The organism is Candidatus Kinetoplastibacterium crithidii, from assembly GCA_027557655.1.
In the GTDB taxonomy this organism is placed as follows: domain Bacteria; phylum Pseudomonadota; class Gammaproteobacteria; order Burkholderiales; family Burkholderiaceae_B; genus Kinetoplastidibacterium; species Kinetoplastidibacterium crithidii_C.
This window is the reverse complement of record CP064915.1, coordinates 719,237-744,770: the sequence shown is the minus strand read 5'-3', so window position 1 is coordinate 744,770 and position 25,534 is coordinate 719,237. Positions and strand designations below refer to the sequence as shown.

General features: G+C 31.2%; 24 protein-coding genes. 11 read left to right on the top strand and 13 right to left on the bottom strand.

Annotation, left to right across the window (positions count from 1 at the left end):
• Positions 1–21 precede the first annotated feature (21 nt).
• The 4 genes from I1N47_03485 to xth form a co-directional block, all read right to left on the bottom strand.
• Entirely contained in the window at positions 22–1,419 is a 1,398-nt protein-coding gene (locus tag I1N47_03485) for a DEAD/DEAH box helicase (protein ID WBF65479.1), read from the bottom strand.
• Positions 1,420–1,719: 300 nt separating this feature from the next.
• On the bottom strand, positions 1,720–2,445 hold the full coding sequence (locus tag I1N47_03480) for a uracil-DNA glycosylase (protein ID WBF65478.1): 726 nt from the start codon (positions 2,443–2,445) through the stop codon (positions 1,720–1,722).
• A 43-nt stretch (positions 2,446–2,488) separates the two neighbouring features.
• Positions 2,489–3,124 carry a LysE family transporter gene (locus I1N47_03475; protein ID WBF65477.1) on the bottom strand — a complete coding sequence of 212 codons (636 nt, stop codon included), beginning with the start codon at positions 3,122–3,124 and terminating at the stop codon, positions 2,489–2,491.
• 159 nt (positions 3,125–3,283) lie between these two features.
• Positions 3,284–4,069, bottom strand: coding sequence for an exodeoxyribonuclease III (gene xth / locus I1N47_03470; protein ID WBF65476.1), 786 nt, complete (start codon positions 4,067–4,069; stop codon positions 3,284–3,286).
• Between the two features lie 103 nt (positions 4,070–4,172).
• On the opposite strand from xth, the gene pyrE reads away from it, so the two are divergent.
• A complete protein-coding gene (gene pyrE / locus I1N47_03465; GenBank protein WBF65920.1) occupies positions 4,173–4,850 on the top strand; it encodes an orotate phosphoribosyltransferase in 678 nt (225 codons plus the stop codon).
• Between the two features lie 12 nt (positions 4,851–4,862).
• On the opposite strand, the gene gatB is transcribed toward pyrE, so the two are convergent.
• Genes gatB through gatC form a run of 3 tightly spaced genes read right to left on the bottom strand, consistent with a single transcriptional unit; the run spans position 4,863 to position 8,161 of the window.
• Complete coding sequence (gene gatB / locus I1N47_03460; protein ID WBF65475.1) at positions 4,863–6,308, bottom strand: Asp-tRNA(Asn)/Glu-tRNA(Gln) amidotransferase subunit GatB; 1,446 nt, start codon at positions 6,306–6,308, stop codon at positions 4,863–4,865.
• A 9-nt stretch (positions 6,309–6,317) separates the two neighbouring features.
• Entirely contained in the window at positions 6,318–7,844 is a 1,527-nt protein-coding gene (gene gatA / locus I1N47_03455; protein WBF65474.1) for an Asp-tRNA(Asn)/Glu-tRNA(Gln) amidotransferase subunit GatA, read from the bottom strand.
• Positions 7,845–7,846: 2 nt separating this feature from the next.
• Positions 7,847–8,161: an Asp-tRNA(Asn)/Glu-tRNA(Gln) amidotransferase subunit GatC gene (gene gatC, locus I1N47_03450; GenBank protein ID WBF65473.1), complete on the bottom strand. Its 315-nt coding sequence runs from the start codon at positions 8,159–8,161 to the stop codon at positions 7,847–7,849.
• 175 nt (positions 8,162–8,336) lie between these two features.
• Between gatC and I1N47_03445 the strand changes: the two genes are divergently transcribed.
• From I1N47_03445 to rodA, 5 genes are read left to right on the top strand one after another with little or no spacing between them, the layout of a single operon-like run.
• Positions 8,337–9,380 (top strand): rod shape-determining protein, encoded by a 1,044-nt coding sequence (locus I1N47_03445; GenBank protein ID WBF65472.1) that lies wholly within the window; start codon positions 8,337–8,339, stop codon positions 9,378–9,380.
• Between the two features lie 38 nt (positions 9,381–9,418).
• Positions 9,419–10,261, top strand: a complete 843-nt coding sequence (mreC, locus tag I1N47_03440) for a rod shape-determining protein MreC (GenBank protein ID WBF65919.1) — start codon at positions 9,419–9,421, stop codon at positions 10,259–10,261.
• A 5-nt stretch (positions 10,262–10,266) separates the two neighbouring features.
• Positions 10,267–10,815: a rod shape-determining protein MreD gene (mreD, locus tag I1N47_03435; protein WBF65471.1), complete on the top strand. Its 549-nt coding sequence runs from the start codon at positions 10,267–10,269 to the stop codon at positions 10,813–10,815.
• Positions 10,816–10,824: 9 nt separating this feature from the next.
• Positions 10,825–12,666 carry a penicillin-binding protein 2 gene (mrdA, locus tag I1N47_03430; GenBank protein ID WBF65470.1) on the top strand — a complete coding sequence of 614 codons (1,842 nt, stop codon included), beginning with the start codon at positions 10,825–10,827 and terminating at the stop codon, positions 12,664–12,666.
• A 41-nt stretch (positions 12,667–12,707) separates the two neighbouring features.
• Complete coding sequence (gene rodA / locus I1N47_03425) at positions 12,708–13,862, top strand: rod shape-determining protein RodA (GenBank protein WBF65469.1); 1,155 nt, start codon at positions 12,708–12,710, stop codon at positions 13,860–13,862.
• A gap of 38 nt (positions 13,863–13,900) precedes the next feature.
• Here rodA and I1N47_03420 read toward each other — a convergent pair whose 3' ends face one another.
• From I1N47_03420 to I1N47_03405, 4 genes are all read right to left on the bottom strand, one after another.
• On the bottom strand, positions 13,901–14,944 hold the full coding sequence (locus I1N47_03420) for an Ldh family oxidoreductase (GenBank protein ID WBF65468.1): 1,044 nt from the start codon (positions 14,942–14,944) through the stop codon (positions 13,901–13,903).
• Between the two features lie 9 nt (positions 14,945–14,953).
• Positions 14,954–16,444: a DASS family sodium-coupled anion symporter gene (locus tag I1N47_03415; GenBank protein ID WBF65467.1), complete on the bottom strand. Its 1,491-nt coding sequence runs from the start codon at positions 16,442–16,444 to the stop codon at positions 14,954–14,956.
• A 199-nt stretch (positions 16,445–16,643) separates the two neighbouring features.
• Positions 16,644–17,540, bottom strand: a complete 897-nt coding sequence (gene argB, locus I1N47_03410) for an acetylglutamate kinase (protein ID WBF65466.1) — start codon at positions 17,538–17,540, stop codon at positions 16,644–16,646.
• A 228-nt stretch (positions 17,541–17,768) separates the two neighbouring features.
• Positions 17,769–18,389 carry a BON domain-containing protein gene (locus tag I1N47_03405; GenBank protein ID WBF65465.1) on the bottom strand — a complete coding sequence of 207 codons (621 nt, stop codon included), beginning with the start codon at positions 18,387–18,389 and terminating at the stop codon, positions 17,769–17,771.
• A gap of 156 nt (positions 18,390–18,545) precedes the next feature.
• Here I1N47_03405 and rsmI point away from each other — a divergent pair, with 156 nt between their 5' ends.
• Together rsmI and I1N47_03395 are read left to right on the top strand one after the other, a co-directional pair.
• Positions 18,546–19,484, top strand: a complete 939-nt coding sequence (rsmI, locus tag I1N47_03400; GenBank protein WBF65464.1) for a 16S rRNA (cytidine(1402)-2'-O)-methyltransferase — start codon at positions 18,546–18,548, stop codon at positions 19,482–19,484.
• Positions 19,477–19,998, top strand: coding sequence for a methylated-DNA--[protein]-cysteine S-methyltransferase (locus I1N47_03395; GenBank protein WBF65463.1), 522 nt, complete (start codon positions 19,477–19,479; stop codon positions 19,996–19,998). The genes rsmI and I1N47_03395 overlap by 8 nt, the downstream gene beginning before the upstream one ends.
• Positions 19,999–20,022: 24 nt before the next feature.
• Here I1N47_03395 and I1N47_03390 read toward each other — a convergent pair whose 3' ends face one another.
• The gene (locus I1N47_03390) at positions 20,023–20,949 is read right to left on the bottom strand and encodes an HPr kinase/phosphorylase (GenBank protein ID WBF65918.1); all 927 of its coding nucleotides are present in this window, start codon (positions 20,947–20,949) and stop codon (positions 20,023–20,025) included.
• Positions 20,950–21,218: 269 nt separating this feature from the next.
• The gene (gene raiA / locus I1N47_03385; GenBank protein ID WBF65462.1) at positions 21,219–21,518 is read right to left on the bottom strand and encodes a ribosome-associated translation inhibitor RaiA; all 300 of its coding nucleotides are present in this window, start codon (positions 21,516–21,518) and stop codon (positions 21,219–21,221) included.
• A 1,124-nt stretch (positions 21,519–22,642) separates the two neighbouring features.
• Here raiA and I1N47_03380 point away from each other — a divergent pair.
• From I1N47_03380 to cydX, 3 genes are read left to right on the top strand one after another with little or no spacing between them, the layout of a single operon-like run.
• Positions 22,643–24,199: a cytochrome ubiquinol oxidase subunit I gene (locus I1N47_03380; GenBank protein WBF65461.1), complete on the top strand. Its 1,557-nt coding sequence runs from the start codon at positions 22,643–22,645 to the stop codon at positions 24,197–24,199.
• Positions 24,200–24,239: 40 nt separating this feature from the next.
• On the top strand, positions 24,240–25,394 hold the full coding sequence (gene cydB, locus I1N47_03375; GenBank protein WBF65460.1) for a cytochrome d ubiquinol oxidase subunit II: 1,155 nt from the start codon (positions 24,240–24,242) through the stop codon (positions 25,392–25,394).
• Positions 25,395–25,413: 19 nt separating this feature from the next.
• Positions 25,414–25,515 (top strand): cytochrome bd-I oxidase subunit CydX, encoded by a 102-nt coding sequence (cydX, locus tag I1N47_03370; GenBank protein ID WBF65459.1) that lies wholly within the window; start codon positions 25,414–25,416, stop codon positions 25,513–25,515.
• Positions 25,516–25,534: the final 19 nt, after the last annotated feature.

Here is a 25,534-nt window from a genome sequence, read left to right as displayed (position 1 = left end):
AATTAGAGTGTTTTTTTAATATCATAAGTTATTTGAGTGTTCTCTATATGTAGTGAATCCTTTGTTTCTTATGCTTTTTGGAGATGATGGTTTTTTTGTAAAGTTTATACTACTTCTTTTTTTGTTATCATTATTAGTCTTAGAAGAAAAGAGTTTATCTTCTCTAGTCCTATCATTGAATAATGGTTTAGCAGTATTATTATATGTTCTAGTTTTTTTATTATTATCAATTTTATAACTATGATTTCTAGGTCTACTTTCTTTTATATTTTTCTTAAAAGTATTTGTAGACTCTAAACCAATTATTACTTCTATACTAATATTTTTGCCAATATAGTTCTCTATTCTACGAACTTTGTGTTTTTCTGCATGTGAAGCAAGAGTTAGGGCTTCTCCATTGCGACCAGCTCTGCCTGTTCTTCCTATACGATGTACATAATCTTCTGCTTGCATTGGCAAGTCAAAATTAATAGCATGGCTAATGCCTTGGATATCTATCCCTCTAGCAGCTACATCAGTAGCTATTAATATTTGTAATTGTTTTTTTTGTAACTGTGATAGAGTTTTTGTTCTTTGTCTTTGGTTCATATCACCATGAAGTGCAGCAACAGCAAATCCATTATCGGATAAATGGTTAGATAAATCGTCAGCTCCTCTCTTAGTTGAAGTGAAAACAATTGCTTGATCAATATTTTCTTTACCTAGTAAATGCTGTAAAACTTTTATTTTATGTTTGTAATCATCTATATAAATTAATTTTTGTTCTATATTGTTATGGCTTTGTTTATTATTATTTAGACTAATCCTCTCTGGGTTATTCATCATTTTTTTAGCCAGATTCATAATGCTATTATCTATTGTTGCAGAAAATAACATTGTTTGTTTTTCTTTAGGTAATTCAGCAACTATCGTTTGTATATCATCTATAAACCCCATATCCAACATTCTATCAGCTTCATCTAAAACTAAAGTATGAACATTATTCAAATTTACTCTACCAGATTGCATTTGATCAATCAATCTACCAGGAGTAGCCACTAGAATATCAATTCTTTTAGATAGAGCTTTGATTTGTGCTTTATATGGCATACCACCAACTATTGTAGCTACACGTAGCCAAGGAAGATTACTTCCATAAACAGAGGCTGCTTTAGTAATTTGCATAGCTAATTCTCTTGTAGGAGTTAACACTAATACTTGTATTGAAGCATTCTGTGCTTTTTTCTCTGACAAGAGCTGTAATATTGGTAGCATAAAAGCAGCAGTTTTGCCACTACCAGTTTGTGCTGAAACAACTAAATCTTGTCTCATTATTGCTTTAGGGATTGTTGCTTGTTGTACTGGTGTAGGTGATTCAAATCCTGTGGCTTTGATTGCATTCAATATATTTGCGTTTATACCAAGATTTTCAAAAGACATTTATTTTCCTTGCTAATATATAGTTACATCAGCAAATAGTTTTTCTTAAAATCTATTTGCTAACAGTTGAAAGGGTAACAATATCGTGCCGACCCATCAACCGTTCGTTACGGTGTATTTTATAACTTACAAGGCTAAAGGAGGTCAGATAATCGATGATAATACTCAAGCAAAAGCTTAGATATTATATATTTTCAGAGCTACCGAGTTGACAATTTCCAAAAAATATTAAATTCTGGATACTATCTCTAATAGCAATTATTTTATCAGGAGAATTTTATAAAAGCAAACAGTAATATTTCATTTTTTAGATGTTAGCCATTTAATTGGTTTTTTTTTATTTGAAATCAGCCATTCGTTTGTTTTTATGAAATGATTACAACCTATGAAAGGGATTGGTTTTCTATAAGCAGATAATGGAGACGGGTGATTAGATTTTAATATTAGATGTATTTTATTTGTAATTAGCTTTGTTTTTTTTTGTGCAGCTAAACCCCATAATAAAAATGCTTTTGGTGAGTTATTAGCGGAGACTAATTTTATAATTGCGTCTGTTATTAATTCCCATCCATGGTTAGCATGAGACATTGCTTTGCCATGTTCCACTGTTAAAATAGTATTTAATAAAAATACTCCTTGCATTGCCCAAAATGATAGATCTTTTGCTGTTTCTAAATCAATATTATTATATTCTTGTTTTAATTCTTTGTTTATATTCATAAGACTAGGTGGCATTTTACAATTAGACGGAACAGAAAAGGCCAAGCCATCCGCTTGTCCTTCATTATGATACGGATCCTGTCCCAATATAACCACTTTAATTTTTGATAAATTTTTTACATTGTATAGTGATCTAAAAGGATTTGCTGGATATATTAGAACACCCTTATCTATTTCTGATTCAATATAGTTAAAAATTTCTTTGAAATTTTGCTCAAGATTATTTTGTAAAAAACAGTTTTTCCAGATTTTATGTAGATTATTAAAATCTTTGTATAGGTTTTTTTTTATTAGTTTATTACTCATAAATTAATAATTATTTCTATTGCAAACAATATATGTTCAATTGCTAACTAATATATTGTTTGAGTAGCAGAATAGCCATTGCCATCATAATAATGGCAATGGCACCATCTAATATTCTCCAGGCTTTTGGTTTAGAAAATATAGGAGCACATAATCTTGCTCCTAATCCTAAAAGATTAAGCCATAATATGCTAGCAGTTAAAGCACCAAAAGCATAGGCCATACTAGCATTTTCATATACGTTAGCTAATGATCCAATTAAGATCATATCTAGCCAAAAATGTGGATTTAATAAACTAAATCCTAAAGTTGTTAGAATTACAGATTGTTTAGAATATATTATATAATTTGTAGATTCTATATTAGAAGATTTTTTAAATGCTTTTTTTGCAGATTTCCATGAGTAACATGATAAAAAAATTATTCCTAGTATAAGGATAAAATCCTTAAACCAAGGAGCCCGTAATATTAGTTCCTTTAGTCCTATTACACTAGAAAAAATGAAAATAGCATCTGTTAGACAACAAACAATTATAATTGTCATTATATGAGAACGCATTAATCCTTGACGAATTATAAAAGCACTCTGAGCTCCTACCACTGCGAACAATCCGAGGCCGGTTAAAAGTCCGTTAAACCAGGCTTGGAAAGTAATAGATGAGAAAAATGAAGTTAGCATTTTAAAACTTCAAAAAAATATTATTAATAATTATCAAGTGATGAGATCTAATAAGATCTGTAACTTATAATAAGTGCCTGTCATTACAATGATTTTGTAAACATTAGTTTAGACAATTCTAGATGATGAAAATATATCATGTAATTTTTAATATAACAATTAAATTTCAGTTTTATAGTCTATTGTTAGTGGAGCATGATCGCTAAACCTTGTTTTCATATAAACTTCAGATGAGATTGCAAGATTTGCGAAAGAACTGTTTGCTATTTGATAATCTATTCTCCAGCCAACATTTCTTTCCCATGATTTTGCTCTATTGCTCCACCAAGTGTATTGCTCCTTATGTGGATGTAGTTTTCTAAAAACATCTACTAAATTATAGGTATTCAAAATTTTAGAGAGCCAATTCCTTTCTTCAGGAAGAAATCCAGGTTTATTTATGTTGTTTTTCCAGTTTTTTATATCTATTTGAGTATGTGCTATATTCCAATCACCACATATAAGGAAATTACGTTTAGATATTATAGATTCAGAGTAAATTGTTGCTAAATATAATTCAAACTTTTGTAAGAATACTAATTTTGCTATTTGTCTATCATTGTTTGAACCAGATGGGAAATAAACACTTATAATTGAAATTGTTTCCCAGTCTAGTCTTATAATTCTACCTTCTGAATCAATATTTTTATCTTCTAATCCTTTAGTGATTTTGATTGGTTGTTTTTTTGTATATATGCCCACGCCACTATAACCATTTTTTTCTGCTGGATAGAAAAAACCTTTGAATCCTAATGGGTTAAGCAATTCATTATTGATATTATTATTAGCAATTCTAATTTCTTGTAAACAAACAATATCAGGATTTTTATCATATAGCCAATCTAGGAATTTTTTTTTAATTGCGGATCTTATTCCATTGACATTTATAGAAGTTATTCTTAACACAATTTGGTTTCCAGTTAGAATGAACATAATGATAGTATGTATATATTATTACAATAATATTAATAGTTTAGGAAGTTTTTTGCTTAATATAAAAGAGGTCTTTATGGTTATCGATGAGAATGAAGCTTTAGATTTTGTTAAATTTGCACTAGATATTGGTGCTTTGAAATTTGGAGATTTTAAAACTAAATCAGATAGAATAAGTCCATATTTTTTTAATATAGGCTTATTTAATGATGGGAAATCTATAGCAAAATTAGCAAGGTTTTATGCAAATATTTTGAAAAAATCAAGCATACAATTTGATATGCTATTCGGCCCTGCATACAAGGGCATACCTTTAGTTATAGCAACATCTATGATCTTAAGTAGTAATTATATAAATGAAGGAGTTCCATTCGCTTTTAATCGTAAAGAGGCAAAGACTCATGGCGAAAAAGGAATCCTAATAGGAGCTCCAATTCAAGGTAAAGTTGTTGTTATAGATGATGTAATAACTTCAGGTATTTCTGTTAATGAGTCTATAGAGATCATTCATACTCAGGGAGCAGAGGTAGTTGCTGTATTAGTAGCTTTAGATAGAATGGAAAGACCTAATTTAATTTCCAGTATTTTTGATAAAGGAAATTCTGCTTCGAATAGCATCTCCAGTAAATATGATTTGCCGGTCATTAGTATAGCTTCTCTTGAAAACATATTAAGTTTAGTGCAAAAAAATCAAGATTTTGCAGAACATGCAGAAAAAGTATCTAAATATAGATCATCGTATGGCATAGACTAATTTCATAATATTTTAATGAACTTTATAGAGCTGTTGTTGAAGTAATTGACGTATTTGTGAGGGATCAGCTCTCCCTTTGATTTCTTTCATAATTTTGCCTATTAGTGAGTTGAAAGCTTTTTCTTTACCAGATTTATAATCTTCTACTATGTTTTTATTATTAGTTAAAACAGAGTTTATTATATCAATAATAATACTGTCATCATTAATTTGCTTTAGTCCATTCTTCTCTATAATATCGTCAATATTACTTTGTTCATTATTCCATAGTATTTCAAATACATCTTTTGCATTTTTGTTTGATAACGTACCATTTATTATTTTTTCTATCATGTTAGCTATGGTTTTTGATCCTATTGGCATATCTTCTATAGTTTTATTATATTTATTCAAAAAGGCATTGAGGTCGCCGATCATCCAGTTAGCTACTATTTTTTCACTGCCTTTTGGTAGTTCAAGCACTATTGATTCGAAATAATTAGCTATATTTATATTGCTTGATAATTGTGAGGCATCAGATTTTGATAAGTTGTATTCTTTTTCGAATCTTATCCTTTTATGCTCAGGTAATTCTGGTAAGCTTTTTCTTATTGTTTCTATTAATTCTGTGCTTATATATATTATAGGTAAATCAGGATCAGGCATATATCTATAATCTATAGCATCTTCTTTATTACGCATACTTCTAGTTTCATTTTTATCAGAATCATATAACCTGGTTTCTTGTATAACTAATTTATTCTGTTCTAATAAGTTGATTTGTCTTTTGTATTCAAATATTATTGCTTTTTCTAGAAATCTAAAAGAATTTATATTTTTTATTTCCGTTCTTGTTCCAAGTTTTTTTGAATTTTTTAGTTTCACAGATACGTTTGCATCACAACGAAATGATCCTTCTTGCATATTGCCGTCACATATACCGAGCCACATTACTAAATTATGTAATGTTTTTGCGTAAGCAACAGCTTCTTGTGCTGAGCAAATTTCAGGATGTGTTACTATTTCTAATAAAGGCATTCCTGCTCTATTTAAATCGATTCCAGTTGAGAATGATTGATGTATTAATTTCCCAGCATCTTCTTCTAAATGAGCCTCTACAAGATTTACTCTTTTCTTTACATTGTTTTCATAAAAACAGATGTTTCCACCTTGTAAAATGGGTTTGTAGAACTGACTTGTTTGATAACCCTTTGGTAAATCTGGATAAAAATAATGTTTTCTATCAAATCTTGAATCACAAGATATTTCTGCATTCACTGCTAAGCCAAATTTTATTGCACACTTTATAGCTTCCAGATTAGCAACAGGTAGACTACCAGGTAAGGCCATATCTATTTCATCGGTATTTTGATTTGGTTTTCCACCAAAAGAGCAATTACTACTAGAAAATATTTTTGTTTTTGTTAAGAGTTGCACATGGGTTTCAATACCTATTGTTGTTTCCCATTTGGAGTTCATTTGCGTATCCTATATGTTATCTGGTAATTTTTTATGCCAATTAGTATTTTGCTGATAACAATCTGAGGTTGCTATCATGAGAGGTTCTGAAAAATAGTTGCCAATAATTTGTAAACCGATAGGGTGTGAGTCATCACTTTTATTGAATCCACAAGGTATTGACATTGATGGTAACCCTGCTAAATTAGCACTTACTGTGTATATATCATCTAACCAGTCTGTATCATTTATATTCTTTATTCCAATTTTTTTTGTATTTTTTGTGGTTACTGGACCCATTATAAGATCACATTGAGTATGGAACGTTTTTTGGAAGCTATTCAGTATAATTCTTCGTATTTTTTGCGCTTTTAAATAGAATTGTTCATAATTATTCTTAGATAACAAATATGTTCCAAGCAATGTACGTATCTTAACTTCATTTCCAAAACCTTCTGCTCTAGAGCGGGAGATCATTCCTTCTATGTTTTTAAAATTTGATGTTCTATAGCCATAGTGAACACCATCGTAACGAGCTAGATTGCTAGATGCTTCTGCTGAGGCTATTATATAATAGGTTGGTATTGCAATTTCTGTATGTGGTATAGATATATTTATTATATCTGCACCGAGTTTTTCAAATAAATGTATTGCTTCTTGAGTTGTTTTTAATATATCTTCATTCATCGGCATATTAAAAAATTCTTTTGGTATACCTATTCTGATGTTTTTTAGTGGAGAGCTAGAATTTTTTTTGAAAGTATTTTGAATATTGTTAAAAGATTTTTTGATCCAACCATTTTTTATTTCTTCTGAGCAATACCTTTTAATGCTTGTGGAATCTTTATGATCATAGCCACTAATGGCATTAATTACTTCCAATAAATCCAGACTATTGTTAGCAAAGACTCCAACTTGATCTAGGCTAGAAGCAAATGCTATAACACCATATCTTGAAACAGTTCCATAAGTTGGTTTTATCCCACAAACTCCACAAAGTGCAGCAGGCATTCTAATTGATCCTCCTGTGTCTGTCCCTGTTGAAGCCATGACTATACGTGCGGCAACAGCAGCAGCAGAGCCTCCAGAAGATCCTCCAGGAGTTATCTTTATGTCCCAAGGGTTCTTTACTGGGCCATAAGCAGAGTTTTCATTGTTTGAACCCATGCCGAATTCATCACAGTTCAACTTGCCTAATGAAATGCTCCCAAGTTCTTTTAGTTTCTCGACTATAGTAGCATCAAATGGACTAATATAGTTTTCTAGCATTTTGCTACCTGCAGTCGTACGCCACTGTTTCGTTGCAATATTATCCTTGTGAGCTATTGGTATTCCAATTAATGTCCTTGATAAATCTGAAGAGTTTTTATCTGCATTTTTAGCCTGTTGCAATGTTAACTCTTCATCTAAATGCAAAAATATATTGAGGTGTTCTAATTCTTTGGCTTTTTCTAGAGCACTTTTTGTAATTTCTAATACACTAATATCTTTTTGTAAGATTGCATTGCGTAATTCATTTATTCCATTAAATTGTGTATGTAGTGGTTTTTTTGTCATGATTATTCAATAATTTTAGGTACTACAAATAGATTGTTTTCAAATTTTGGTGAATTGTGAATAATTGTTTTCATAAATTCTTGAGAACATGTTTGAGGGGTTACGTCCTCACGTAAATGGTTCTTATAATCATCTATTATAGAAATTGGACTTACTAATGGTTCTATAGCATCTATATCTATCTGTACATCTTGTACTTTCTCAATTATTTTGATAACTTTATTTAATTCTTTCTCAAATATTCCAATTTCTTCTTCTTTGATTTCTATTTTAGAAATAGTTGCAATATTATTAATATCTATTTTATTAAGAGCCATAAAAAAATGTATGTGTTAGAATGTTTAATGATGTTTTGACAGTTATTTAATACAAAAAACAGTTTATCCTACTATTGAAAATTATAATATCTTATAGCATATTACGTAAGTATTATAAATTTATATTTTAATAGTTTGATAGAATTCTAAGAAATTATTTTTAAGCTGAGTTAAGATGTTTGGTTTTTTGCGCAGTTATTTTTCCAGTGATATGGCAATAGATTTAGGAACAGCTAATACTTTGATTTATGTTAGAGGTAAGGGTATTGTTCTTGATGAGCCATCTGTAGTTGCAATTAGACATGATGGAGGTCCTCATGGCAAGAAGATTATTCAAGCTGTGGGGCATGAGGCTAAACAAATGCTTGGTAGGGTTCCAGGGAATATCGAGGCAATACGTCCCATGAAAGATGGGGTGATAGCAGATTTCACTGTAACAGAGCAGATGCTTAAGCAATTTATCAGGATGGTTCATCCACGTAATATGCTTGCTCCAAGCCCTAGGATTATTGTTTGTGTTCCATGTGGTTCTACTCAGGTTGAGAGAAGAGCTATTAGAGAATCAGCTTTAGGAGCAGGTGCATCTCATGTTTATTTAATAGAAGAACCTATGGCCGCTGCTATTGGCGCAGGTCTATCTGTTTCAGATGCTAGTGGTTCTATGGTTGTAGATATAGGTGGAGGGACAACGGAGGTTGCTGTAATATCTCTTGGAGGCATGGTTTATAAAGGTTCTGTGAGAGTTGGTGGTGATAAATTTGATGAGTCCATAGTAAATTATATAAGACGTAATTATGGTATGTTGATAGGAGAGCCTACGGCTGAACTTATTAAAAAAAGCATAGGTTCTGCTTTTCCTGGTTCTGATGTAAAAGAAATAGAAGTAAAAGGTAGGAATCTAGCGGAAGGTGTTCCTAGAGGTTTTACAGTGTCTTCTGGTGAAATTCTAGAGTCGCTTACTGATCCTTTAAATCAAATAGTTTCAGCGGTTAAAATTGCTTTAGAACAAACACCTCCTGAGTTAGGTGCCGATATTACAGATAAAGGAATTTCGCTTACAGGTGGGGGAGCTTTACTAAGAGATCTAGATCGTTTATTACAAGAAGAAACAGGTTTGCCTGTAGTAGTAGCGGATGATCCTTTAACTTGTGTGGTACGAGGTTGTGGTGAGGCATTAGAGCATTTGGAAAAACTTGGTTCTATTTTTATTAATGATTGAAAATTTTTATACTGATAGTAATAAAGTAATACATGGATATACAGCGTCAAGGGGTACGGCCTTTATTTAGGCGTGGAATATCTTTAGAAATCAAGCTGTTTATTGCTTTGTTAGTGGCTTTAATTTTGTTAATTTGTGATGCTAGATTTCCTAATACGGTAGAGCCGGTTAGGAAACTGGTGTCAGTTGTTATTTATCCTTTCCAGCGTATAGTGCTGATTCCTAGAGATACTTTTCGATGTATTAATAATTGGTTTAATGCAGCAAATATGATACGTAGAGAAAATGAATTGTTGCAAAAACAATATATTGAAATGGCTCAAATCACAACAAGACTTTCACATCTGACTACTGAGAATTATCAATTACGTAAATTACTAGGAATTACAGATTCCATCAAGGAATATTCAATAGTAGTTGAAATTTTATATGAGTCTAATAATAGTTTTAATCAACATTTAATTTTTAATAAAGGCAGCAAAGTTGGTATTTCTCCGGGAATGTCTGTAATTAGCGAAGGAGGTGTTGTAGGTCAAATTATTAGGGTAACTCCAGTGACTGCTGAAGCTGCTTTAGTATCTGATCATAATGTTTCAGTTCCAGTGCAGATAACTAGAAATGGTCTTCGTTTAATCACTTTTGGATTAGGAATACCAGGTTTATTGGAAGTTCGTTATTTAACTGATAATTTTGATATAAAAATTGATGATTTGTTGGTAACAAGTGGGATAGGAGGCATTTTTCCAGTTGGATTACCTGTAGCTAAAGTTATAAAAGTTGAAAAAGATCATATCTCAGGATACTCTCGTGCTATTGCTGAATCTGTTGCTCATCCTGAATATTATCGTCACTTTATTGTTTTAAAAATAGAAATGAATTAAACAAAATGAAAGATAAACAATTATCCCAATATAGAAGAATTGGTATGCCAAGTAATGTGGAGCCTGATCAAGTAGCTAGGCCAGCTCAGGCGAAATTTGTTTGGAGTAGTATATTTTTATCTTGGATGCTATCTTTAGTACCTTCATTTCCTGTAAATTTATTAGTGACAGTAATAGTATTTTGGTGTGTTCATGATTCATCAAGAATAGGCTTATTAACTGCTTTTTGTTTTGGTATTTTAGTAGATGTACAAGGGACATTTTTTTTGGGAGAAAATGCTTTATTTTTTACTCTTTTTGCTTACTTTGCCTTAGTAATTCGTAAAAGATTGTTGCGTTTCGGATTGTTTATCCAAGCTGTACATCTTGCTCCCATATTATTTTTTTCTTCATTTATTAGTAAGCTTTTTGTTTCTTGGATAAATATTAGATGGGTAGGATGGGGCTGGTCAAAAGAGGTTCTATTTATTCTTTTAATGTGGCCATTAGTTGGTTGGTTTTTGCTTATTCCCCAACGTCCAGCGGTCATTTCTGACTCACCAACCGTTCAATAATTTATTTTTATGTTAGAGCTTGATAGTCAAGTAAAAATAATCAAAAGATTTTCAGAAAGAATCATAATAGGTGTTCTATTTTTTTTGTTTGGTTTTTGTATATTGATAATTAGATTATGGTATTTACAAGTTAGTTTATATGAAGGCTTATCTGAGAAGGCTGATAATAATCGTATATCTGTTGTTCCTATGCCTCCAAAGAGGGGTAGTATTTTTGATCGTAATGGGGAAGTTCTCGCTTGTAGTAATTGTGTTTATACATTAGAGATGTCTTCAGTAAAAGCTGATAAGTTAGAAGCTTTGTTCCAAGAGTTGGAGCCAGCAATTAAAATCAGTGAGAGTAATAAGCGTAGAATAGCTCGCCAGATTATAGAGTATGGTAGATACAAGCCTATTGTTATTCGCAATAAGTTAGATGAGTTTGAAGTGTCTTGGTTTGCTGCTCATGCTTTTAAATTCCCAGAACTAAAAATCAAGTCAAGATGGATAAGAGAATATCCTTATTGTTATGAAGTTTCTCATGTTATTGGTTATATCGGTAGAATATCTGACAGTGATTTTAGTAATTTGGATGATACTAAAATAGCTAATTATCGTGGTAGTCAATTAATTGGTAAGAAAGGCATTGAAAAGACTTGGGAAACAACTTTGCATGGTTATACAGGCTTTAAAGAAATAGAGGTTACAGCAGCAGGAAAACCTGTTCGTGTATTAAAGTCGATAGATCCAATTCCAGGTAAAGATATTTTTCTATCTATAGATATAGGATTACAAAAGACTATTTTTAATGCTTTTGGCTCTAAGAAAGGAGCTGTTGTTGCAATAGATCCAAATACAGGGGAAATTTTAGCATTGGTTTCTATGCCATCATTTGATCCAAATTTGTTTGTAGATGGCATAGATAAAAATAGTTGGAGTTTACTTAATAATTCACTTGATTATCCATTAATCAATAGAGCATTATATGGGACCTATCCAATAGGGTCTGTTTATAAGCCATTTGTAGCGTTGGCAGCTTTAGAGTTAGGGAAAAGAAGTCCTAATGATAAAATTATGGATCCAGGATATTTTGAATGTGGAGGTCAGAAGTTTCGTAATCCAGGTAGTATTGCTCATGGTATGGTAGATATGTATAAAGCTATAGTTGTTTCTTCTGATACATATTTTTATTCTCTTGGCCTAGATATGGGTGTTGATGAACTACACGACTTTATTAAACAATTTGGTTTTGGTCAAAAGTTAGATATAGATTTAGATGGTGAAAAACAAGGTATTCTTCCATCAACTGAGTGGAAACGTAAAAAATATTCTAATAAAAAAATGCAAAAATGGTATTTAGGAGATACTATTTCTTTAATGGTTGGTCAGGGTTATAATTCATTTACGTTGTTACAATTAGCGCAGGGTCTTACTGTTTTAGCAAATAATGGGTTATATAGAAAACCTCATTTAGTTTATAAAACTAAGTCACCTATGTCAGAAAAAGAAGAAAAAATTTTGTATAATCCATTATATCAAGTGCTATTAAAGGATTCTAACGTTAGTTTCATAAAATCTGCTATGGAAGATGTTATAAATTATGGAACAGCTAGAAATGCTTTTTTACGTACTCCTTATTCTGTAGCAGGAAAAACTGGAACTGCTCAAGTATTTAGTTTGCGAGGTAGTAAGTACAATGCTAATTTTATAAATGAGAAATTGCGTGATCATGCCTTATTTATGGGATTTGCTCCTTCAAATAATCCTAAAATTGCTGTTGCTATTATTGTTGAAAATGGGGGGTGGGGCTCAAAAGAAGCAGCCCCTATAGCTCGTAAAATTTTTGATTATTGGCTATTAAATAATAATTAGTATCATTTGGAGATAGCATTGGTTTATATAGAAGGGCTTTTATGAAATTTTCTTTTTACGATATTTTTCATAGATTCATCAATGGTATAGATTTTTTTATATTAGTTATATATTTCGTTCTTTCTATTATGGGTCTAGTTGCTTTACGTTCAGCCGTAGGATACTATGATTTGCGTTTTTCAGCTCAAATATACAATTGTATTCTTGCATGTTTAGCTATGTTTTTTGTTTCTATACTACCTCCAACATGGCTGAGAAATTTTTCATTACCTTGTTACATATTTGGCATATTTTTGCTTTTATGTGTAGAGTTCTTTGGAGAGACTACTAAGGGAGCAACTCGTTGGTTAAGTATAGGATTTACAAGAATACAGCCATCAGAGATGTTGAAAATCGCGGTTCCTATGATGCTAGCATGGTATTTTGATAGAGTCCAAAATAATGATAGATTGCAGAAAAGAGATTTTTTTATTGCATTTGTAATTTTGATAGTTCCATTTTTTCTTATTCTTCTTCAGCCTGATTTAGGAACATCTTTGTTAGTATTCGCATCTGGTTTTTTTGTTGTATATTTTGCTGGGTTATCATTTAGGATAATAGTTCCTATTGTAGTATTAATTATTTCTTTGATATTAGTATTGCTTTTCTATAAAGATGTTCTTTGCTCTTCAGAAGTTAGTTGGTTTTTTTTGCATGATTATCAAAAAAATAGAATTTGTACTTTATTAAATCCTTTATCTGATCCTTTAGGAAATGGATTTCATACAATACAATCTATGATAGCTATTGGATCTGGAGGTTTATATGGTAAGGGTTATATGCAAGGTACTCAGTCACATCTAGATTTTATTCCTGAAAGGATGACTGATTTTATTTTTGCTGTCTTTGCAGAAGAGTTTGGTTTATATGGTTGTATTTTTTTGCTAATATTATATTTTTTATTAATTTTGCTTGGTTTAAAAATATCTATATCAGCAAAAACATCATTTTCTAGATTGTTATCAGCTTCCATCTCAATGATGTTTTTTGTTTATGTGTTTGTAAATATAGGGATGGTGACTGGAATATTGCCAGTAGTAGGTGTTCCGTTACCTTTTATGAGCTATGGCGGATCTGCATTTTTAAATATAGGAATATCTTGTGGTCTTTTAATGAATATTAAAAATGAATCTAAAATAAAAATACAAAGGATTTAATAGGTTATATTAATCCTTTGTATTAGAGCATAACTTATTTATAAAGTAACATTAAGCCTAGTTGCTAAGGATGAGATGTTTTCCCAAATTGAATCTTCAAACTCTATAGATTCATTATTTTTAATTTTATTATTGTATTCATACTCACCAGGATATTGTACTTTATCAACTCCAGGTTGTGGTGGACAAGAATGCAAGTAGTCTATATAAGCATTGCTTTCTAAATCTCTCCAGTTATTGTTTTTGTTTACAAGATCAGGGTTAATAATTATGGCAAACATATTATTCATAGCAGCTCCTAGTCTTGGGTTACCAGGCTGGATTGTGCCGCCATTTGTTAGTATGCCGGCCAATAGTTCTGCCGTTAAACCTAATGCATATCCTTTATGTGCACCAAAAGGTAATAATGCACCTGGTGGATTTGTAAACAAAACATTTGGGTCATTAGTTGGTCTACCAGTAGCATCTATCATGCTACCATTATCAGCTTGCAGTCCTTTAGTAGCTAAAACTCTAGCTTTATTGATAGCCATAGAACTAGTTGCCATATCAACTATAAAATATGGGCGTCCATTTGGTAATGGTATTGCAAAACATAGTGGATTAGTAGTCATCCTAGCAGTAGCCCCCCCATAAGGAGCTACTGTAGGTTCGCGATTAATAACATTTGTAAATGCTAATAAAATCATTCCAGCTTCTGCCGCTATTTCTCCGTAATAACCCATTCTTCCCAAATGATGGCAGTTGTTAACTGTAACTATACATTGACCATGTTTATTTGCACGGTCAATTGCTTGCTTTATAACCACTTTTCCAACATGTTGACCGAAGCCTTTGTTTCCGTTAAAGCCTATAATAGCAGGTTGATCATTAAAAAGTTCTGGCCTTCCATCTGCTTTAATAAAACCATTTGCTAAAACTTTCTGATAAGTTGGTAGGATAGACAAACCATGGCTTGTATATCCTACTTGATCGGAAGTAACTAAATGCTCAGAAACGTCAAATGCAATATCCACAGGCACTCCCTGTGCTATTAGTATTTTTTGACCAAAGGTAATAGCTTGTTGGATATCTAGTTTCATATTTTTAGCCTATAAAAGTCCTAACCAATGCCAGTAAGTAACACTAAATAGCAACATTAAAAGGTAACCTACTATGGTTATAATTGTTCCTATAATTGCGAATTGTTTAACATTGAATGTTTCTGTAGCTAAACAAACCATATTTTGAGGTGCGTTTATTGGCAAAATAAATCCAAAACTTACAACAAATCCTAATAACATGGTCATGCCTACTCTATTAAAGTCTCCAGGCATTGTTGTTAAAACTGATATTATTATTGGCAATAAAGCTGACGCTAAGGCTGTAGCACTAGCGAAGCCAAGATGTATTATTATCAAGAAAGCAGCAAGAATAGCAAAGATAGCTACAGGAGAGAGTTGATCTATACCTGTATTTAAAACCACTTGTCTTCCTAGCCATTGACCTGCTTCTGTAGTTAGTAAGGTTGTGCCTAAGCTTACACCTATACCAAATACCAGAACTGTACCCCAAGGTATACGAGATTGTATATCTTTCCATGACATTACACCAAAACCAGGCATGATTAGTAATACTAAACCTACATATGTGGTTGATGTGGTATCAAAATTGTGCAAACTGCCTTCAGTAGCCCAGAAAAATAATAGAAATAGAGATGTTAGTAGCAAACGTTTTTGTGGAGAAGTCATTGGTCCAAGTTCTAACAGAGATTTCTCAACAGCTTCTTTTCCAAAGGTTATACCACCAGGTTCTGGAGGTAACATTTTTAGTACTAATGCCACTAGGAATACTGACATAATTGCTGACCAAGGAGCTCCAGCTATGAACCAATCAGACCAAGAAGGTGCCTCTCCTAGCATTTTGCTCATAAATCCAGATGTAAGTAGATTTTGTGCTGAGGCAGTTTTAATTCCTATATTCCATATACCTGTTGCTTGTGCAACTACTATCATTATTCCGGCGGCTATATTCGATCTTTTATTAATGCCGAAAGATGTTATTATTCCCATCATGATTGGTACAACCGCTGCACTTCTTGCAGTTGCACTAGGAACAGCTAAGCTAAGTATAATTGTTACTGCTATAGCCCCAATCATAATGCGTTTGGTGCTGGTTCCAACTTTTGATAAAGTGTATAAAGCTATCCTTTTATCAAGTCCTGTAAAAGTCATGGCTCCAGCAATGAATAATGCTCCCCAAACTAATGCTAATGCAGAATTAGAAAATCCAGATAAGGCAAAACCCATAGCTGTTGATGTTCCATATATCACATCTGGATTTTTAACATTAGGAGCTGTTCCTATTAAGAAAGCTATTAAAACTGTAATCATTATCGCACTAGCTTCATATGAAACAGCTTCAGTAACCCATACAATCACAGCAAAAGCTAATATTGCCAACATACGATGCCCTGCTACCGGAAGATCTCCGGACAGAGGCAGTAAAAGAACCCCAATAAGAGCAAAGACTCCCATTAATAATCCAATGGGAAGCTTAGATTTGCCCGCTGGGGAGGGAGGAATTGCTTTTGACTTAGTCATACTTACTCTCCAATACAGCTTAATTTAAGTTTAAAAAGAAATGAACAACTAAAATACTAATTTTAATACTTCTAACTAAATTTATTAGATATTTTATTAGATATTTTATTGATATTAATCAAAACAAGTTGATAAATATATATCTAAAAATTTTTTATTTTACTAATATAATGCTAAGAAAATTTCATAAAATATTCATTTATGAAATCATAGTGCCTACTCCTTGATCAGTTAATAATTCTAAAAGTAAACAATGATGTACTCTGCCGTCTACTATATGAACGGAGTTAACTCCGTTTTTTGTTGCTTCTAGTGCAGATGATATTTTTGGCATCATTCCTCCAGAAATAGTACCATCATTGAATAAATGTTCAATTTCTATCTCTGTAAGGTTCCTTAACAGTTTTCCGTTTTTATCTAAGACGCCACTTGTATTAGTCATCATAATTAATTTTTCAGCTTTTAATGTTTCTGCAAGTTTACCAGCAACAAGATCAGCATTAATATTATAAGCAGTTCCGTCTTCTCCATAACCAATAGGTGATATTACTGGAATAAACTGGTCATTTTGTAACGCTTTTACAACTGATGTGTCAATTTTATCAACTTCTCCAACAAATCCTAGGTCTAAAAACTCATTGGCTTTCTCTTTACTAGGGATAAGTTTTTTTCTTGCTTGAATTAATGTTCCATCTTTGCCTGTTAATCCTACAGCTTTACCACCAAACTCATTAATCATCATTACAATATCTTGTTGAACTTGACCACCAAGAACCCATTCAACAACCTCCATAGTTTCAGAATCTGTTACTCGCATTCCTTCTATGAAGGAACCTTTTTTTCCTATCTTAAGCAGAGCATTATCGATTTGAGGACCTCCCCCATGTACCAAGACTGGCTTTAATCCTACTAGTTTTAGAAGTGCTAGATCATTTGCTACGCTTCTTTGTAGATTATTATCAGTCATTGCATTACCGCCATACTTAATTACTATGGTTTTCCCGTGGAATTTTCTAATATACGGTAGCGCTTCAGAGAGAATACAAGCTTTTATTTCTGAGGAAATTTTTTGTATGTTATTGTGGATATCATTCATAATAAAAAGATATAAGCATTTAATAAATCAATTCGTTTAATGGAGATCTATGAATTGTCTAAGATACTTGAATAATTATAAAATATTTTTTTCTGTTTAGAAATGTAATTCTTCATATTATATTCGTTATAAACTAATAGTAACATTAATCACCTGGGATATTAAACATTATATTGAATGTTTTCAAAGATGGATGAGTTTTTGTTAAGCATTGTTTATCTTTTATTATTATTTATTATCTATATATTCGAATAATTTTATAACATGTTCTACTCCACTAGTATTTGCAGCTATGCGAGCTGCTTTTTCTCCTTCAAGTTTAGTAACCTTTCCCATTAAGAATATTCTTTTTTGATCTGCAATAATACTTATTGTAGCAGAAGGTACATTTTTGTCTTTTAAGAAAGATGCTTTGATTTTTGAAGCTAGGAATCTCTCTTTTGATTTCTCAAAAGAACTAGTAGGTTTCCTGACCTGTAATTGATTAATTATCATAATATCATTGCTTATTGAAGAAGATGTTTTGCCTGCAAGTGCAATGTCATATGGTTTTTCTACATATCCTGTAATCAATACTATTTTATTATAAGATCTTACATTTATTGCAAAATTTTGAGAGTTATTCTTTTTTAAAACATTATTAATCGCATTATTTATTTTTATTTCTAAAGCACAATCCTCAATTTGAGTGAGCATATTTCTTCTATCGCTTACTAATGATATAGTTGTTAATGTTGTTCCTCCAATAATAACTGGCATTAATGAACATGCTGATAATGATGACGTTATAATTAATATTAAAAATAGTTTAAAATAACGTTTTATAAATTTATTTTGGTTTGATATCATTTTGTAATTTTCATATATGTAATTTCTATTAGAACTTATCTAGTCATAGATCTTTTTAAATTGATTATAACTAATTATTCTATAATTATAGTTTTGTTTGAATGTTCCTGATGAAATTTATTGTTTTTCTATTTGCAGAATATATAGCTCAAGTTTATGTTAAGTGAAAAAAAATCTTCTGATGCTTATGTAAATAAGATAGTTAATTCTTTAGATCATATTAGTTTACAAAGTTGGCCTCGATCTGTTTTATATATAGTCGCAACCCCTATAGGTAATCTAGGGGATATTACTTTGAGGGCTTTGTTTTGTTTAAATATTATGGATTTAATAGCTGTTGAAGATACTAGAGTAAGTAGTATTCTACTGAATTTCTATGGAATAAAAAAAACATTGATTTCTGCACACAAATATAGTGAGAAAGAAGTTGCTGTTAGAATTTGTAAAGAATTAAAACTAGGCAATAGAGTAGCTTTAATATCTGATGCAGGATCTCCAGTAATCAGTGACCCTGGTTCAATGGTTATCAAAATTGTTAGAGATCAAGGTTATAGGATTGTGCCCATTCCTGGAGCTAGTGCTGTTACAACAGCCTTAATGGGTGCTGGAATAACAAGTTATGATAATCCTTGTTATATTTTTTCTGGATTTATTCCAACTAAACATATTCAGAGGCTGAGTTTTTTTAAAAAAAATAAAAATCTAAATATTCCTTTGGTAATGTTTGAGTCTCCTCATAGAATAATAAGCAGTTTAAAGGATTTACTTGATATATTTGGTCCATTAAGATATATAACAATAGCGAGAGAATTAACGAAAAAATTTGAAGAAATTTCCACTTTTAAGTTGCAAGATTATTCTGAAAAATTTGCTATGACTTATGATAATAAAGGAGAATTTGTTGTAATAATACATTCTAACCAAGATCATAACAGTGATGAGGAATTAATTAGAAGTTTCGATGATGCTATCTTGTCTTTAATTTCAGAAGGATTATATCTGAGTGACATAGTTAAGGTGATTGCCAAAACAACAGGCATTTCTAAAAGCAGACTTTACGAGCATTCCCTTAAATTAGTGTCTAAAAATGCATAAGTTTTATAAAGATGACTTTACTCCTTTGGGACCTATAAGAATAGTTTCTTCTGGAATTAGTATTGTGGAAGCTTATTTTTTAGATCAAAAATCTGAAAAGATTAAAAGTCATTCTATGATAAAAATGCAAAAAGATAACTTATTAGATCAGGCTATTGTAGAATTGAGACAATGGTTTTTAGGTGATAGAACTAATTTTAGTGTGCCATTAAATCCAGATGGAAGTTATTTTCAGAAAAAAGTTTGGATGGCTTTAAGTGGTATATCTTTTGGTATGTTTGTGAGTTATTGTGAAATAGCTAAAAATATAGGAAATAATCATGCATATCGTTCAGTAGGTACAGCAATTTCTAAAAATCCAATCGTTATATTCATTCCTTGCCATCGTGTTATTGGTAAGGACAAACGATTGAAAGGTTTTTCACAAGGACTATGGCGCAAAAAGATTCTATTATATAGAGAGAATCTTTTATATAAAAAATACGTTAAGTCTATGGAATATATTGGAATTTAATAATTATTTATCATCAAGTTATAGTTATTTATTATTTATTATGGCGATAGCTTGTCTGTTTATAAAATCATTTAGAGTATCTATTCCTCTCATTTTTAGTATCATATCTCTAACTGCAGCCTCTACAATTACTGCTAAATTACGGCCAGCTGCAACTTGTATCATAACCTTTCTTATAGATACTCCTAAAACATCTTGTGTTATATTATTTTGAAGTGGTAGTCTTTCATAATTATCATTGGCAACAGTTCTTAGCAAATGTACTACCAACTTGAGCCTCATTTTTCTGCGAACTGCAATTTCTCCAAATATAGTCTTTATATCTAGCAATCCCAGACCTCTAACTTCCAATAGGTTTTGTAAAAGTGAAGGGCATCTTCCTTCTATAAAATTTGGTGCAATTTGAAATAACTCTACAGCATCATCTGCAATTAATCCATGACCTCTTGAAATTAATTCAAGAGCAAGTTCACTTTTTCCAAGACCAGACTCTCCTATTATTAGTACTCCTATTCCAAATACATCCAAGAATACACCATGTATTATTTCAGTAGGTGCTAGTTTTTTATCTATATAGGATCTTAATAAATCTATTAATTGCGCAGCATCAGTTTTAGTAGATAGTAAAGGTATTTTATAATAGGAGCATTTTTCTATTAGGTCATTTGGTATAGGTAAGTTATTTGCTATTAATATTGCAGAAACATTCCCAGCTGCTAATTCTTCAATGTTATATAATCTTCTATTTATATCTAATCTAGTATAGTATTCAAGTTCTTCATTTCCTAATACTTGGATTCTAGAAGGGTGAATTAAATTTAAATGTCCTATTAGACTTGTTGCAGAGGCTTTGTCACCATATGATATATATTTTTCATGTTCTTCTCCTGTAATCCACTGAAAACCAATTTCTTCATTATTATCAGCGATTATTTCTTTTAGTGTAAGCATTGTTATATATAAAAGGTATTTTGATTTTTTAAAAATGGCAACGGATATATTCTTTCTCTGATTCTTAGAATATCGATTATTTAGTAAGTGTTTTGATATTTTATCCAACACGTTTGTATATTTTCCAGACCAGTTTTCATTGACCTAATAAAATAAAAGCAAGTTGATTATTTTATAATTAAGAATATTGGTTTCTAATACCTGTCAAAGAAATTGCTGATGGTCTATAATCAATAATGATTGAATAATAATATAAATTATTCGTTGTCCTAACTAATATGTTTAATTAGTTGTTTCTTCTCTTTATTTTTATGTAATATTATTTCTATTTTTTCAGCAATTATATCTAAAGATGTATACAAGTTTTTTTCAGAAGCTTTGCAGTGTATAATCTTATTGTCTACATTAATGTTGACTTCTACAGTATGTTGTTCATTTTCTATAAAAAGAGATACTGTAATTTTATTTACGTCTGTAAAATGTTTAATGGCATGGTTAATCTTACAAGAAACATAATCATGTAAGGCTTGAGTTACTTCTATATTTTTTCCTATTATTTGTATATCCATATCGGTGCTCTCTAATAGAATAAGTCATTTAATAAATCTAAAAATTTGTAGATACTATAATTGAAAAATTATTCCCTAGGTATATTTTTATTACAGAATTATTTGTTACTATTTATTTAGGACTACCGCTAGTTATCATTTTTCAGTTGTTAATGATATAGGCTCTGTTGCATATTTTTAGTGTTTATCTCGCATTATGATCTGTGATTAATACACCTAGACCGCGGTTTTTTTAGAAAATTTATAATATGTTGTATTTCGACAATAGAAATAGGATAAATACCAGCAAATGGTTCAAATAGTAGTAGCAAGAATTTTGGATCTGTCACTAATGCTCTTGTTATTTCTATATTTAAAATTAGACATTTTAATATTTTTCCAAAATAATAATAATATTGTGTTTTACAGCTTCAATATTTTGACTATTTATCTGTTTAATGCTATCTCCTGTAAATACTTTATTGATGTATCCTTCAGAATCAGTTTTGATTACTTTAAAGTTCGTGTCTACAGTTTTTTGTTTACAGATTTTTTCGCTTGTTTCTATATAATTATATTCAGACAGCAGAGACCAACTGATTAGTAATAGTATAATTATTAATATTCTGGTTGCTGTAATTCTTAAACTATCGTTTATAATTTTATCGATTATTTATATCTATTAATTTGTTAATGTGTTCTATAACTTAAAATTATTGTATGATAGCGATATAACTTATATTACGAATTAAAATTACATAAAAATCTAATATTTGTTTGTTTTTATTCAACTTTTGAGTCCGAAAAATAAACAAAATTCTTAGCTTCTATATTGAAATGTACGGTTATTATCGTAATATTTCTCTATTTAATATAGTTGGATGGTTTATCCTGTGATGTCAAATTTTATGTATTTTAGTAAAGTTTGTTATAGCTTGTCACTAATAATATTTTAAATTTTGTTTTAATATATTGTGATAAGACAACATAATATTATTGCAAGGTAAGTTATAATATTCCTGTTTTAAATTGAATTGTTTTTATATTATATTCTGTTAAATAATTTGTTTTTAAGACAATGTTTTAGCATACTTGCTATTTTTATCTAAATCTATTTGCTTATCTTTGTATTGAGGGGCGATTTAATGTTTGATATTGATGTAGTTGACCTGTCTAGATTTCAATTCGCTGCCACAGCTTTTTATCATTTTATCTTTGTCCCTTTAACATTGGGCTTATCGGTATTAGTAGCAATAATGGAGAGCGTTTATGTAATTACTGGCAAAGAGATATGGAAGCGAATAACGATGTTTTGGGGTACGTTATTTGGTATAAATTTTGCTCTTGGCGTTGCAACTGGTGTTGTGATGGAATTTCAGTTTGGTATGAACTGGTCCTATTATAGTCATTATGTAGGTGATATTTTTGGAGCTCCGCTCGCTATAGAAGGTTTAATGGCTTTTTTCCTAGAAGCAACTTTTGTAGGATTATTTTTCTTTGGTTGGAATCGTTTATCAAAAATCAGTCATTTGATAGTAACCTGGTTAGTTGCAATAGGTTCTAACATTTCAGCTTTGTGGATTTTGATTGCGAATGCCTGGATGCAAAATCCAGTTGGTGCTGTTTTTAATCCAGACACAATGCGTATGGAAATGACAGATTTTACTGCTGTGCTTTTTAATCCTGTTGCTCAGTCAAAATTTGTCCATACTGTTAGTGCTGGTTACATTACTGGTGCAGTGTTCGTTTTTGCTATTAGTGCATGGTATTTATTACAAAACAAATATACAGATATCGCGAAGCGATCTGTAGCTGTGGCTGTAGCATTTGGTTTTTGTGGTTCTATATCAGCAGTGATATTAGGTGATGAGAGTGGTTATTTAGCTAGTGATCATCAGAAAATGAAACTTGCTACTATTGAATCCATGTGGGAAACTGAGCCTGCCCCAGCTGGTTTTAATTTATTAGCATGGCCTAATGCAGAAAAAAGGAAGAATGATTTTGAGATAAAGATTCCATACGTTATGGGTATCATAGCAACTCGTTCTTTAGATGAAAAATTAATTGGTATTAATGATTTGGTAGAGTTAGCTAAGATTAGAATAAAAAATGGTCTTCTTGCTTATAATGCACTTGAAAAAATTAGATCTAATTCGCAAGATGATGAAGCAAGGAAAGTATTTGATGAACATTGGAGTGATCTTGGATATAGCCTTTTATTGAAACGTTATAAAACAGATTTTAATAATATAACAGACGAGGATATAGATAAGGCAGCTTCTTATGTAATTCCTGGTGGAATAACTTATTTGTTCTATGCTTTTAGAATTATGGTGTTATTAGGTTTTTATTTTATACTTTTATTTTCAGTATCTCTATGGTTATCGTGGAAGAACAAACTTTATAAATCTAAATTTCTTTTAAAATTGGCGTTGTTCACTTTACCTCTTCCTTGGATTGCAATAGATTGTGGTTGGTTGGTTGCAGAATATGGTAGGCAACCATGGGTTATTGAAGGAGTTCTTCCTACTTGTTATGCTGCTTCTGGTTTGACAATTCTAGATCTTTCAATTAGCTTGACAATATTTTTATTAATATATACGGTTTTATTTATATTGGGCTTTAAAGTTATGTTGAATGCTATTAGAAAAGGGCCTATGTTAGCAGATGATGTTTCTATTTCTGAAATAACTTCTCGATAAAATAAATAGAATGAAATTCAATAATTAAAGAGAGACTGTTATGGAATCTATCATGTTTTTAGATTATGCTACCTTACGGATAATTTGGTGGGTGCTGTTGGGAGTTTTGTTGGTTGGCTTTGCTTTAACTGATGGTTTTGACCTAGGGATTGTTGCTATACTTCCTTTCGTGGCAAAGAGTGATAATGAACGGAGAGTTGTTATTAATGTAGTTGGGCCAGTATGGGAAGGTAATCAAGTTTGGCTTATAACTGCAGGAGGTTCTATTTTTGCTGCTTGGCCTTTAATATATGCAGCTGCTTTCTCTGGTTTTTATTTGGCTATGCTCTTACTTTTGGTAGCTTTAATAATAAGACCAGTTGCTTTCAAATATAGAAGCAAATTAGAATCTCCGTCTTGGAGAAATTCATGGGACATGGCATTATCATTTACTGGAGTGGTTGCGTCACTTGTATTTGGGGTTGCTGTTGGTAATGTTATATTAGGAGTTCCTTTAGGTTTTGATCAGTCTACACTTCGTGTGATTTATGAAGGTTCTTTTTTGCAATTATTTAGTCCTTTTGCCTTGTTAGCTGGCTTTTTAAGTGTATCTATGTTGTTAACGCATGGAGCTGCTTTTTTAGCAATTAAAACTGATGGTATTATTCAGGATCGGGCTTGGAAATTAGGAGTTGTTTTTGCTTTGCTTACAGCTTTGCTATTTATAGCAGGTGGTTTCTGGGTTAAGAGCTTGGATGGGCAAATTATAGTAAATAATATAGATTATAATGCTGCGTCAAATCCATTGTTGAAGATAGTAGAGGTTAGGGAGGGAGGTTGGTTACTAAATTATGAGAAGTTTCCTGCTATGTGGTTAGTCCCTATTTTAGGAATTATTGGATCTTTGTTATCAATTATGGGTTTTCTAAGTAAAAGTTATAGAGTAGCTTTCTTGGGTTCTACTTGTGCGATAATAGGAATTATAGTAACTGTCGGTGTTTCCTTATTTCCTTTCTTATTGCCATCTTCTTTAGGTGATTGTAGAGGAGGTTTGACCTTATGGGATGCTTCTTCAAGTTGTTTCACTTTGTGGATTATGTTGTTAGTAGTAGTATTATTATTACCAATCGTATTATTGTATACTTCTTGGGTATATAGGGTTATGAGAGGAGTTGTTACAGAAGCTTCTGTTAATGATACGCCAAATTCTTATTAATAATATTTCGGAGAGTTCTATGTGGTATTTTTCATGGATAATTGGTCTATGTTTTGCTGCTTCTCTTAGTATAATTAGTGCTGTTTTATTTGAATATCAAAATAAAACAGATGATAATTAAACGTTATAATTATAATTTT